The sequence below is a fragment of the Candidatus Methylomirabilota bacterium genome (assembly GCA_035315345.1).
Taxonomy (GTDB): domain Bacteria; phylum Methylomirabilota; class Methylomirabilia; order Rokubacteriales; family CSP1-6; genus CAMLFJ01.
The window spans coordinates 27,901-39,699 of the sequence record DATFYA010000073.1 but is presented as its reverse complement, the minus strand read 5'-3'; the positions used below and the strand labels follow the sequence as shown (position 1 = coordinate 39,699).

Below are 11,799 nucleotides of genomic sequence, written 5' to 3'. Positions count from 1 at the left end.
GCACGCGGTCGCCGGGTGTCAAGGCGTCGCGGCCGCGCGTGCTAGACTGGCCCGCGTCATGCCGTCCGATCCGCCTCCGCGCGTTCTCACTCCCGAGACGATCCGCTTCTGTCCCCTCTGCGGCGCCCGGCTCGAGCGGCGCCCGGTCGGACCCGACCGGCGACCCGAGATGGTGTGCGGGGGCTGCGAGTTCGTCTATTACCTGGACCAGAAGGTGGTGGCCGGCACCATCCCGCTCGTCGACGGTCGCCTCCTGCTCACCCGCCGGGCCATCGAGCCGTCGCGGGGGAAGTGGACGTTCCCCGGTGGCTACGTGGACTGGGGCGAGACGGTGGACGCGGCCGCCCTGCGCGAGACCTGGGAGGAGACGGGCCTCACGGTGGCCCTGGGCGCCCTGGTCGGCGTCTACTCCTACGCGGCGACGCCGGTGGTCATCGTGGTCTACACGGCGGAGGTGCTGAGCGGCACGCTCACCCTCTGCCACGAGAACGATCGGCTGGAGTGGGTCGCGCCCGCCGACATCCCGTGGACGGAACTGGCCTTCCCGTCCACGCAGGCGGCGCTGCGCGATTTCCTCGCGCGGCTCGGCAACGGAGATCACGCGGCGCGCGGCGCGCTACCCGCGTGAGGTGACCGCGCCGCGCGCCTCGCCCCACCCGGTCCGGCTCGCCATCAGCGCGGTCCCCGCGCTCCCTTGGCGGCGGCGCGCTCGAGAAAGCGCGCGAGATCCGGCACCACGAAGCGCTCGTGCCGGCCCTCGGCGATCCTGTCCACCTCGTCCCACGCCTCGACCTCGAAGAGGCAGCGCCGGCCGTCGGTCTCGATCAGCACCGCCTTCGCGCGCACCGTCATGCCGAGCGGGGTCGCGGCCAGGTGACGCATGTCGACGCGGGTGCCCACGGTGGCGCCGCCCGGCGGGAGGTGCGGCACCATCACCGCGTGGGCCGCGTTCTCCAGCAGGGTGAGCACGAAGGGCGTCGCGAATACGGTGACGCCGCGATTGCCGAGCACGTCGGCGGTCAGCTCTCGGGTCACCACCTGCTGCACCTCGGCGGTCTGGCCCGGCTGGAGCGGCATGGTGGCTCCTCTTCTACCCCGTTTGCCGGCACAAATCAACGACTCGGGAAGAGGAGCATCTGCGTGCCGAAGAGCAACAGCAGCACCTCGATGAGTCGCACGAACGTCCGCTCGCTCATGCGATCGAGGAGGCGGCGGCCCGCGAACGCGCCGACGATCATCACCACCCCGAGGAAGAGCCCGACGGCCACGGTCTGGGCGCCCATCAGCTCGTTCCGGCGGAAGACGACGAGCCGCAGCGCGAAGGTGCCCACCGTGCAGAGCGCGTCGGTGGCGACGTAGGCGCCGCGGCGCAACCCGTAGCCCAGGAAGAACGGGCTGATGATCGGTCCGGTGGCACCCACCAGCGCGGACAGCAGGCCGAACGCGCCGCCCACGATCGGGAAGTGGCGGAGCTTCACCGACGTCCCGCGGACCAGCAGCCAACGGCGGAACGGGACGGCCAGGAGAAGAAACGCCCCGAGGACGCGGCTGATCGTGGCTCCGGGCGCGCGCGAGAAGAGCGTCGCGCCCACGACGGTCATCGGGAGCGAGCCGGCCAGGAACGCGGCGACCACGTGCCCCTGGACCTCGGTCCGGCTGAACCACGCGCGCGCCCCATTGCCGATGAGCATGGCCACCGTGAGGATCGGCACCGCCGCCTTGATGCCGAGGGTCCACGCGATGATCGGCACCATGATGACGCCGGTGCCGAAGCCGGCGACGCCGCCCACCGTGGACGCCACGAGCGCGGCGGCCCCGAGGACCAGCCAGCCGAGCGCGTCGGGCATGGCCCGGTAGTATACGCGGCCGCGCCGGTCGCACGTATACTTGCCGAATGCCCGTCCTCCTGGCGGCGCTCGGCGCGCTGCTCATGTCGCTCGACTCGGCGATCAACATCGTGCTTCCCGCGATGGCCGAGGCCTTCGGCGTGGCGCCGGCCGCGATCCGGTGGGTGATCATCTGCTACGTCCTGACCTACGCGCTCACCGCGTTCGCGGCGGGCCTGCTCGCCGATCGGCTCGGGCCGGGCCCGGTGTTCTCGGCGGGACTGTGGATCTGCGGCTTCGCGTTCCTGGGCTACCTGGCCGCGCATTCCTACACGATGGTGCTGCTGCTGCGGGTGCTGCAGGGGCTGGGCGGCGGGCTCGTCTACGGCACCGCGCCCGCGCTGGTCACGCTCTCGCTGCCGCGCGAGCGGCACGGCCGCGGCCTCGGTGTCATGAGCCTGGGGCTCGGGGTGGGGCTCGGCGTCGGCCCGATGCTGGGCGGCGTCCTGCTCGACGCGTTCGGGTGGTCGTCCACCTTCCTGTTCCGCGCGCCGCTCTTCATGGCCGCGGCGGTGCTCGCGCAGACGCGGCTTCGCGCCCTCGGGGGCGCGCCGGCGCTCCCGCGGCGCATCGAGCTGGCCGACGTGCTGAGGGTCCCCGTGCTGCGCTCGGCGGCGCTCGCCTTCCTCTCGAACCACGCCCAGTTCTCGGTCTGGCTGCTCGTGCCGTTCTACCTGGTGGGGCCGCTGGCGCTGTCGCCGACCGTCGGGGGCCTCGTGTTCACCCTCACGCCGCTCGCCAACGCGCTGGCCGCGCCGGTGGGGGGCGCGGCCACCGATCGCATCGGGCCGCGCGTGCCGCTCGTGGTGGGGCTGGCGCTGGAGCTGGCGGGCCTGCTCGCCATCGCCCGCATGACCGAGCACACGCCGCTGGCCCTCGTCGGTGTCGCGATGGCCCTGGTCGGCGTGGGGGTCGGTCTCTTCCAGGTGCCGAACCTGGCCCAGATGATGACCGCATTCCCCCAGGCGCAGCAGGGTGCGGCGGGCGGCCTGGCCTTTTTCGGCCGCACGCTCGGCAGCGCGGTCGGCGTGCAGGTGACCGCGGCGCTCTTCGACGCGCGGGTCTCGCGCGACGGCTTCCTCCCCGCCTTCCACGTGGCCTTCCTCGCCGCCGCCGCGGTCTGCGCGCTGGGGGTACTGCTCGCGCTGCTGCCCGGCGCGGCGGCGAGGGCCTCGAGCCGGCGTGGCGGCGGCTGACCGCGGGGCCGGCCCTACGGCTTGGGGATGCGGAGGGTCTTGCTGATCATCAGGCTGCCCGAGACGACGAACAGCAGCGTGACGAGGTGGAAGCGCAGACCGGCGATCGTCACCGGATAGAGGTCGCCGTGATGGAACGCCAGCATCAGCAGGCCCAGCGGCACCACGCTGGTCGGGATCGGCGTGCCCTCGAAGTAGGTGACCTTGCCCGCTTCGCGCGAGAGGTCGCCGGCGGTGATGTTGTAGCGGGCGAGGCGGCTCAGCCCGCAGCCCACGAAGTACATCAGGGCGAGCTGGTCGAGCGGGCGATCGAGTCCGGCCGCGAAGGCGATGGCCGCGGGCGCGACGCCGAACGAGATGACGTCGGCCAGCGAGTCCAGCTCGCGTCCCATCTCGGAGGCCTGGTGGCGCCAGCGCGCGATCCGCCCGTCGAGGACGTCCATCACCAGGGCCAGCGGCACCAGAAGCGCGGCGAGATAGAGGTTCCGGCGATTCTGGGTGGCCAGGAACGTCATGGCCTGGAACACCGCGGCCACGCCGCAAAACCCGTTGGCGATCGTGAAGAGGTCGGCCAGGTGGAAGCCGCGCAGCAGCGAGAAGTGCCGGCGTCGCGCGCGCTCGTCCATGCTAGCGCTCCCCGGCGTCGCGCGGGTCGGCGCCGAGCACGTAGGCGGCGAACAGCTCGTCCAGCGCCCGCGCCGGATCTTCCGCGAGACCCGCGTGGACCGGCGACGACTGCAGCACGTCGGAGCGCGGCGCGGTGAGCCAGTGGAAGCGCTCCGAGGGCGGGGCCAGCGCCACCGGCCCCGCCGCGGGATCCCCGGCGGCCACCGCGCAGCAGGAGCGCAGATAGCGCGCGAGCAGCTCGTGATCGACGTCGGGCACCCGCGCGGCGAGCTCGGCCGGGTCGCTGAGGGTGCGCATGCCGAGATAGCCGGCGGTGCGCGCGTGCACGACCACCCCGACCGGCACGAAGGCCCCGAGGTGCACGTGGGGCACCGCGCGGAGCACCGCGAAGTCGTAGGCGATCCGTCCGTCGTCGGTCATCGGAGCCTCGGGGCTCACCGCCGCGCCGAGAGCGGGCGCGGCGGCTCGCGTCGCAGGTGCTCGCGCGCCCGCCCCGCCTCGGCCACGAAGTCGCGGGGCGCGCGCAGGCGGGTCAGGAGGTAGTCACGGTACCGGGCGCGGGCGGCCGCCGCGGTGGTGAACTCGCGACAGCTCACCGGGTCGGTGAAGAGCTCGTCGGGCACCTCCGCGAGCACCGAGGCGATGACGTCGACGTCGAGGTGGGCCGCCAGCGCGGCGTCGATCGCGGCCAGGTCGCCCGCTCGGTCGAGCAGCACGTGCTCGCGAATGCGCGCGAACGGCGTGCGGGTGCGCGCCTCGTCCACCGAGGCCCAGTCGTGGTGGGCGTAGAGCGCGCCGCCGTGATCGATGAGCCACGGCCGGCGCTGCCACACGAGCAGGTTCGGATTGCGGTGGGTCCGATCCGGATTCGTGACGAAGGCGTCGAGCCACACCAGTCGCGTGGCCAGGTCGACCGGGATCAGGTCTCCCGCCGCGCTCGCGTCGAAGTTGAAGGCCGAGTCCAGATAGCGGAGCCCCACGTTGACCCCATGGCTCCCCCGCAGGATGTCCTGGATCTCGGGGTCGGGCTCGCTCCGGCCGAAGGCGGCGGCCAGCTCGATGATCGCGAGGCCGGGCACCGGCAGGTCGAGCGCTTGCGCGAGCCGCCCCACGATCAGCTCGGCGATGAGGGCCTTCGCGCCTTGACCGGCGCCCCGGAACTTGACCACGAAGAGGCCGCCGCCGTCGGTGTCGACCACCGCGGGGAGCGAGCCGCCCTCCCGGAGGGGCTGCACGTAGCGAGTCGCCGCGTGGCGGAGGAGCGGGGGTCGTGTCGGCATGATCGCCAGGACTGTACTACACGGGCCCGGGGGCCCGGAGTATCATGCTCGTCATGGAAATCCTCGATCCGGTCGGCTCCACCACCGCGGCGCCCCGCGCGCTCGCGCCGCGTCCGGGCTCGTTGCAGGACGCGGTGATCGGCGTCCTCGACAACTCCAAGCCCAACGCGCGCGTCCTGCTGGAGGGAGTGGCCCGCGCGCTCGCCGAGAAGGTCGGCGCGCGCGACGTGCGGGTCTGGCGCAAGCCCGGCGCCTCCAACGGGGCGACGGCCGCGGTGCTCGACGAGATGGCGGCGCAGTGCGGGGCCGCGCTGACCGCCTCCGCGGACTGAGGGTCGTGCACGTCGTGGAGTATCCACGACGCCACCGAGCTGGAAGGGCGGGGCCTCGCCACCGTCGTCCTGGGTACGCACGAGTTCCGTCCGCTCGCGCTCGCCGAGGCGCGCGCCAAGGGCCTGCCCGATCTCGGCATCGTCACGGTGCCGCACCCGATCGGCGGAGTCGCCGAGTCCCTCGTCGCGGGCAAGGCGCTGGCCGCGGTGGGCGACGTGCTGTCGGCGCTCACCCGGGCCGCGACGGGTCGCGTCGACTCTCGCCCGGCGGAGGGCGACCCACGATCGCACCGGGCGCCCGACGATCTGCTCGAGTTCCAGTCGTTCATGATGGAGCGGGGCTGGGGCGACGGCCTGCCGCTGATCCCGGCCACGGCGGAGCGCGTCGCGGCCATGCTCGCGGCCAGCCGCCGGCCCGCCGGTGATGTCGTCGCGGTGCTGCCGCCGCGTCTGGGCTGCGCCACCGTCGAGCGGGTGGCGATCAATGCGGTGCTCGCGGGCGCGCTGCCCGAGCACCTGCCGGTGATCCTGGCCGCGGTGGACGCGGTCGGGCAGGCCGCGTTCAACCTGCAGGCGGTGCAGACCACCACGCATCCCTGCTCGCCGCTCATCATCGTCAACGGGCCGATCGCCGGGCGCCTCGGGATCAACGGGGCGGGCAACGCGCTCGGACAGGGCCATCGCGCCAACGCGGTGATCGGGCGTGCGCTGCGCCTGGCGCTGCAGAACGTGGGCGGCGCGCGACCGGGCCACGAGGATCGCGCGACCCACGGGCACCCCGGCAAGTACAGCTACTGCGTGGCCGAGAACGAGGCGGCCTCGCCGTGGGCCCCGCTCTCGGTGGACCGCGGCTTCGCGCCGGACGTGAGCACGGTCACGGTGTGCGGCTCGGAGGCGCCCCACAACATCAACGATCACGGCTCGTCCACGCCGGACGGCATCCTCACCACGGTGGCGGGTACCGCGGCGGTGGTCGGCTCGAACAACATCTACCTGGGCGGCGAGCCGCTGGTGATCCTGGGGCCGGAGCACGCGGCGACGGTGGCGGGCGGCGGATGGAGCAAGGATGACTTCAAGCGCGCGCTGTGGGAGCGGGCGCAGGTGCCGCTCTCGCGCTTCGATCCTTCGAACATCGAGCGTTTCGCGGTGATCCACCCCGCCGGGTTCAAGGATCGACCGCCGGAGACTCGCGCGCCCATCGCGCGACAGTGGTCGGACATCATGATCGTGGTGGCGGGCGGCGCGGGAAAGCACTCGGTGCTCGTGCCGACCTTCGGGGCCACTCGCTCGGTCACCCGGCGCATCGAGGCCTGACGGTGCGAGCGCACGCGGTCGTGGCCTTGGTCCTGCTGCTGACCGCGGCGCCGGCCGGCGCCGACATGACGCCGGCGCCGCCCCGCGACCAGATGCCGCCCGCGCCGTCGGCGGAGGAGGAATACCGCCGCGGCGTGGCGGCCACCCGGGCGAAGGAGTGGAGTGTGGCGGGCGCCGCGTTCGGCCGAGCGGTCGAGATGAGGCCGAGCTACCCCGAGGCCTGGAACGGGCTCGGCTACGCGCTGCGCCAGCAGGGCAAGTACCCGGAGTCGCTCCGAGCCTACGACGAGGCGCTGCGACTGCGGCCAGAGTATCCGGAGGCGCTCGAATACCTCGGCGAGGCCTACGTGAAGATGGGTCGCCTCGACGACGCCCGCCGCGTGGTCGACCGGCTCCGGCCGCTGGACGCCGCGCGCGCCCGCGAGCTCGACGAGGTCATCGCGAAGGGGAAGTGACCGAGTAGAGCCGCGCGAAGTACTCCTGGACCATCCGGTCCGAGGAGAAGCGCTCGGTGGCCATGCGGATCGACGCGCGCATCATCTGGACCCACCGGTCCGGATCCGCAAAGGCGGGCAGGACCTCGCGCTCCAGCGTCTCGTAGAGCGAGCGCAGATCGCGCAGGTCGGGATCGCCCCCGACGGTGCCGTCGCCGATCGCCCAGCCGGTGACGCCGGGCTCGCAGCCCTCCGGCCACCAGCCGTCCAGCACCGAGAGGTTGAGCGTGCCGTTCATGGCCGCCTTCATGCCCGACGTGCCGCTGGCCTCCATGGGCCGGCGCGGGGTGTTCAGCCAGACGTCGCAGCCGCGGGTGAGCAGGCGACCGAGCCCCATGTCGTAGTTCTCGAGGAAGGCCACGCTCTCCGGCCAGCGCTTGAGCGCGTTGACCAGCCGGGCGATGACCGCCTTGCCTTCATGATCGGCCGGGTGGGCCTTGCCCGAGAACAGCAGCTGCACCCGGTGACCGCGGACGAGCGCGGCGAAGCGCTCCGCATCGCGCAGCAGCAGATCGGGCCGCTTGTAGGTGGCGGAGCGGCGGGCGAAGCCGATGGTCAACGCGGCCGGATCGAGCCGCACGCCGGTGCGCGTGCGCACCTCGGCGAGCAGCTCGCCCTTCAGCGCGCGCTTGGCCGTCTGCAGCCGCTCGTCGCTGCCGTGCGCGGCGGGGATGCGCGCGTCCTGCCAGGTGGGGACGTGGACCCCGTTGGTGATCGCGATGATCGGGGCCGCGTCCTTCACGTGCGCCCACATCGCCCGGGCGGTCTCGCCGTGCAGCTGCGCCACCGCGTTGGCGATGTGGGCCAGCCGCAGGCCGGCCACCGTCATGTTGAACGGATCGCCCCCGATCTCGGCCAGCTCGCTGGCCACCAGCTCGCAGCCGGCGCCGAGCCGCCGTAGCTCGGCGAGGGAGTGCACCTCGTTGCCCGCGGGCACCGGGGTGTGGGTGGTGAACACGATCGACTCCCGGGCGACCTGCCACGCCTCGTGGAAGCCCAGGCCGGCCTCCATGCGATCGGCGATCATCTCGATGCCCGCGAAGACCGCGTGGCCCTCGTTGAAGTGGTAGCGCTCGACCGGCAGGTGCAGCGCGCGCAGCGCGCGCACGCCGCCGATGCCGAGCAGCATCTCCTGGGCCACACGGCAATCGGGACGCGGGTCGTAGAGGCGCCGCGTGATCCAGAGGTCTCGCGGATCGGTGGGCTCGAGCAGATAGAGCGGGGCGATGGCGTAGCGGCCGACGCGCCACACGCGACAGGCCACCTCGCGGCTGGCCACTCGCACGCGCACCCGCGCGCCGGTATCGGTCAGCGCGTCCGGCTTCTGATCGCGCCACTCGTCGTAGGGATAGCCGTCGGCGCCGATGTGCTGCGAGGTGTAGCCCTGGCCCCAGCGCAGGCCGACGCCGACCACCGGCAGGCCCAGATCGCCCGCCGACTTCATGAAGTCGCCCGCGAGGACGCCGAGCCCGCCCGCGTAGGAGTACAGCTCCTCGTGGAGGCCGTACTCCATCGAGAAGTAGGCGACGAGCGGCGGATGGCCCGCGGTCACGAGGCGGAAATCGGCGGCGGCGAGGTCTCGGCGGGACTCATCAACCCGAGCATAGGGCATCGCGGCGGCAACGCAAAGCCCGCCCCGCTGCGGTCAGGGCTTGGGACGCCAGGGGCGCGTGATCAGCCGCGCGCCGCGCTGCCAGCTCACGTACGCCCACGCCCACTGGAACAGCACGAGGAATCGATTGCGGAAGCCGATGAGGAACATGATGTGGACGAAGAGCCAGGCGAGCCAGGCGGGCAGGCCGGAGAGACGGAGCGGCCCGATCACCGCCACCGCGGCGGCGCGACCGATGGTGGCCATGGTGCCCTTGTCCCGATAGTGGAACGGCTGCGTCGGCTCGCCGGCGAGGCGGTGCAGCACGTTCGCGGCCACCCGCCGTCCCTGCTGGATCGCGACGGGCGCCAGTCCGGGCAGGGGCTGGCCGTGCTCGTCCGGGAGCGTCGCCATGTCGCCGATGGCGAACGCCTCGGGATGCCCGGGGATCGACAGATCGCGCTCGACCTGCACGCGACCGGCGCGATCGAGGGGCACGCCGAGCGAGCGGGTGAGGGGAGACGCGGCCACGCCGGCGGCCCACAGCACGGTGCGGGCGCGGATCGGCTCGCCCCCGAGCCATACCGCGTCGGGGGTCACCCGCGTGACCATGGCGCCGGTCCGCACCTCCACGCCGATGCGGGTGAGGGCCTCCTCCGCGCGCTCGGATAGCGGCTCCGGGAAGCTGGCCAGGATGCGCGGCCCGCCCTCGAGGAGGATGATGCGCGCCCGCGTTGGATCGATCACCCGGAAATCGCGGGCGATCGTCTCCCGAGAAATCTCCGCGAGCGCCCCGGCCAGCTCCACCCCGGTGGGGCCGCCCCCGACCACCACCGAGGTGAGCAGGGCGCCTTGCTCGGCGGCGTCGCCCTCTCGCTCGGCCAGCTCGTAGGCCAGCAGCACGCGCCGGCGGATCTCGAGCGCGTCCTCGAGGGTCTTGAGGCTCGGCGCCAGCGGCTCCCAGTCGTCGTGCCCGAAGTAGGAGTGCCCGGCGCCGGCGGCCAGCACGAGGGCGTCGTAGCGCATCTCCCCCTCGTCCAGGCTCAGGCGACGATCGGCCAGATCGACCGACTGCACCTCGGCCAGCAGCACCGTGATGTTGGCGGCCTTCCTCAAGACTGCGCGGAGCGGCGACGCGATGTCGGAGGGATTCAGCGCCGCGGTGGCGACCTGGTAGAGGAGGGGCTGGAAGAGATGGTGATTGCGCCGGTCAAGCAGGGTAACGCGCACCCGACGGCGCGCCAGCCCCCAGGCCGCGTACAGGCCGCCGAAGCCGCCGCCCACGATGACCACGTGCGGCCGGTCGTTCATGTCTTCATCTTCCGGCCGCGGCCGGGACGTTTCAAGCGCCCGGGGCGATGCTTGACAGGGCCGGATCTTCGCCCTACGTTGAGGCCCATGCGTCCGGTGTCCGGGAACGCGGCGCCGAGGCCGGTCCGCGTCGCGATCATTCTCGCCACGCGAAGGAGCCGCTCATGACCGCTCGCATCAGCTCCCAGCGCTATGCCGTCGACGACTTCACGCAGGCCCTCGACCTCTGCTACCGGCGGGGCTGGACCGACGGGCTGCCGGTCGTGCCGCCCACCGAGCCGGCGGTGCGCGCGATGCTCGACGCGGCCGCCCTCGAGCCCGACACCCAGATCGCGTTCGTCACCAACCGGCAGGTGGCGATCAGCGCCGAGAAGGTCGCGATCAACGCGGTGATGGCCGGCTGCCTGCCCGAGCACATGCCGGTGGTGGTCGCGGCCATCGAGGGCATCGCCGATCCGCGCTGGGGCTATCACGGCCCCGCGACGTCCACCGGCAGCGCCGCGGTCCTCATGATCGTCAACGGGCCCATCGCCAAGCGGCTCGACTTCAATTCGGGTGACAATCTGTTCTCCCCCGGCTGGCGATCCAACGCCACGGTCGGCCGCGCGGTGCGACTGGTGATGCGCAACGTGATCGGGACGCTGCCGGGCCGTCTCGACCGGGGCACCTTCGGTCATCCGGGCCGTTACACCTACGTGATGGCGGAGAACGAGGCGGAGAGTCCGTGGACGCCGCTGCACGTGGAGCGCGTCGGCTGCCGCCCCACCGACAGCGCGGTCACCGTGATGGCCGCGCTGGCCCCGATCCAGTTCTACAATCAGCTGTCGAGCACCGCGGCGGGGGTGCTGGGCACTCTCTGCGACACCATGCGCTATCCCGGCCAGATCGGGCAGCCCAACTACTGCGTGGTGCTGGCCGGTGAGCACATGCGCACCATCGCGGCCGACAACTGGTCCAAGGCCGATATCCGGAAGTTCATCTTCGAGAACACCACGAACACGATCGCTCACTTCAAGCGGACGGCGCGCATGCCGGGAGCGGTGAAGGCGGGGGACGAGACCGCGACCCGGCCCCTCGTGCAATCGCCGGACGATCTATTGGTAGTCGCGGCGGGTGGACGGGCCGGGTCGTTCTCGTGCTACATCCCGGGCTGGGCCAGCCGCACCTCGTCGGAGGCAGTCACGGTGGTCATCAAGGAAAGGAGCGCATGATGGCGGGCTTCGAGATCCTCGACCCCACGGTCGAGCCGCGGCGTCAGCCGCTCACGTACGTGCCGCGGCCGGATTCGCTGAAGGGCAAGCGGATCGGGCTGGTGGAGAACACGAAGTTCAACTCGGACAAGCTGCTGCACAAGATCGGCGACATCCTGAAGACCGAGTACGGGGCCGCCGAGACCCGGATGTGGCGCAAGCACAACGCGGGCGTTCCCGCGCACCAGGAGATCCTCGACGACGCCACCCGGAGCGTGGACGTCGTCGTCGCCGGCATCGGAGACTGAGGGTCCTGCTCGTCGGGCAGTGTGCTCGACGGAATCGTGTTCGAGAAGGTCGGCATTCCCGCCGCGTCCATCGTGACCGACGTGTTCGAGGGAACCGGCCACGCCATGGCCCAGTCGTGGGGCGTGCCGGAGTACAAGTTCCTGTCCATGCCGCATCCGATCGCCAACCTGACCGACGCCGAGCTGGACGCGCGGGCCCGCACCATCGCCCCCGCCATCGTCCAACTACTGCTCAAAGGCCAGGAAAGCTCCTAACGACAACGGGTGTCC

Annotated in this window: 15 protein-coding genes; 8 read left to right on the top strand and 7 right to left on the bottom strand. The window is 72.3% G+C overall.

Annotated features, from left to right (window positions below; translation table 11 throughout):
• Positions 1-58 precede the first annotated feature (58 nt).
• The gene (locus tag VKN16_08735) at positions 59-628 is read left to right on the top strand and encodes an NUDIX hydrolase (protein ID HME94285.1); all 570 of its coding nucleotides are present in this window, start codon (positions 59-61) and stop codon (positions 626-628) included.
• A 44-nt stretch (positions 629-672) separates the two neighbouring features.
• Here the strand turns inward: VKN16_08735 and VKN16_08730 are convergent, their stop codons facing one another.
• Positions 673-1,077 carry a thioesterase family protein gene (locus VKN16_08730; GenBank protein ID HME94284.1) on the bottom strand — a complete coding sequence of 135 codons (405 nt, stop codon included), beginning with the start codon at positions 1,075-1,077 and terminating at the stop codon, positions 673-675.
• Positions 1,078-1,112: 35 nt separating this feature from the next.
• A complete protein-coding gene (locus VKN16_08725) occupies positions 1,113-1,847 on the bottom strand; it encodes a sulfite exporter TauE/SafE family protein (GenBank protein ID HME94283.1) in 735 nt (244 codons plus the stop codon).
• Between the two features lie 47 nt (positions 1,848-1,894).
• Here VKN16_08725 and VKN16_08720 point away from each other — a divergent pair, with 47 nt between their 5' ends.
• Positions 1,895-3,082 (top strand): MFS transporter, encoded by a 1,188-nt coding sequence (locus VKN16_08720; GenBank protein HME94282.1) that lies wholly within the window; start codon positions 1,895-1,897, stop codon positions 3,080-3,082.
• 14 nt (positions 3,083-3,096) lie between these two features.
• Here VKN16_08720 and pssA read toward each other — a convergent pair whose 3' ends face one another.
• Genes pssA through VKN16_08705 form a run of 3 tightly spaced genes read right to left on the bottom strand, consistent with a single transcriptional unit; the run spans position 3,097 to position 4,989 of the window.
• Positions 3,097-3,708 (bottom strand): CDP-diacylglycerol--serine O-phosphatidyltransferase, encoded by a 612-nt coding sequence (gene pssA / locus VKN16_08715; GenBank protein ID HME94281.1) that lies wholly within the window; start codon positions 3,706-3,708, stop codon positions 3,097-3,099.
• Between the two features lies 1 nt (position 3,709).
• Positions 3,710-4,129, bottom strand: coding sequence for a DUF3037 domain-containing protein (locus VKN16_08710; protein HME94280.1), 420 nt, complete (start codon positions 4,127-4,129; stop codon positions 3,710-3,712).
• 14 nt (positions 4,130-4,143) lie between these two features.
• Positions 4,144-4,989, bottom strand: a complete 846-nt coding sequence (locus VKN16_08705; GenBank protein ID HME94279.1) for a HipA family kinase — start codon at positions 4,987-4,989, stop codon at positions 4,144-4,146.
• 53 nt (positions 4,990-5,042) lie between these two features.
• Between VKN16_08705 and VKN16_08700 the strand changes: the two genes are divergently transcribed.
• From VKN16_08700 to VKN16_08690, 3 genes are all read left to right on the top strand, one after another.
• Positions 5,043-5,321, top strand: coding sequence for a hypothetical protein (locus tag VKN16_08700; protein ID HME94278.1), 279 nt, complete (start codon positions 5,043-5,045; stop codon positions 5,319-5,321).
• A 147-nt stretch (positions 5,322-5,468) separates the two neighbouring features.
• Complete coding sequence (locus VKN16_08695; GenBank protein HME94277.1) at positions 5,469-6,635, top strand: hypothetical protein; 1,167 nt, start codon at positions 5,469-5,471, stop codon at positions 6,633-6,635.
• A gap of 2 nt (positions 6,636-6,637) precedes the next feature.
• Entirely contained in the window at positions 6,638-7,090 is a 453-nt protein-coding gene (locus VKN16_08690) for a tetratricopeptide repeat protein (protein HME94276.1), read from the top strand.
• Here VKN16_08690 and glgP read toward each other — a convergent pair.
• Together glgP and VKN16_08680 are read right to left on the bottom strand one after the other, a co-directional pair.
• Positions 7,071-8,681 carry an alpha-glucan family phosphorylase gene (gene glgP / locus VKN16_08685; protein ID HME94275.1) on the bottom strand — a complete coding sequence of 537 codons (1,611 nt, stop codon included), beginning with the start codon at positions 8,679-8,681 and terminating at the stop codon, positions 7,071-7,073. The two genes, VKN16_08690 and glgP, sit on opposite strands and share 20 nt — an antisense overlap.
• A gap of 93 nt (positions 8,682-8,774) precedes the next feature.
• Entirely contained in the window at positions 8,775-10,031 is a 1,257-nt protein-coding gene (locus VKN16_08680) for an NAD(P)/FAD-dependent oxidoreductase (GenBank protein HME94274.1), read from the bottom strand.
• A gap of 164 nt (positions 10,032-10,195) precedes the next feature.
• Here VKN16_08680 and VKN16_08675 point away from each other — a divergent pair, with 164 nt between their 5' ends.
• The 3 genes from VKN16_08675 to VKN16_08665 are packed head-to-tail and all read left to right on the top strand — an operon-like array spanning position 10,196 to position 11,784.
• Entirely contained in the window at positions 10,196-11,242 is a 1,047-nt protein-coding gene (locus VKN16_08675; protein HME94273.1) for a hypothetical protein, read from the top strand.
• Positions 11,242-11,529 (top strand): hypothetical protein, encoded by a 288-nt coding sequence (locus VKN16_08670; GenBank protein ID HME94272.1) that lies wholly within the window; start codon positions 11,242-11,244, stop codon positions 11,527-11,529. The genes VKN16_08675 and VKN16_08670 overlap by 1 nt, the downstream gene beginning before the upstream one ends.
• A 21-nt stretch (positions 11,530-11,550) precedes the next feature.
• Complete coding sequence (locus VKN16_08665; GenBank protein HME94271.1) at positions 11,551-11,784, top strand: hypothetical protein; 234 nt, start codon at positions 11,551-11,553, stop codon at positions 11,782-11,784.
• Positions 11,785-11,799 lie beyond the last annotated feature (15 nt).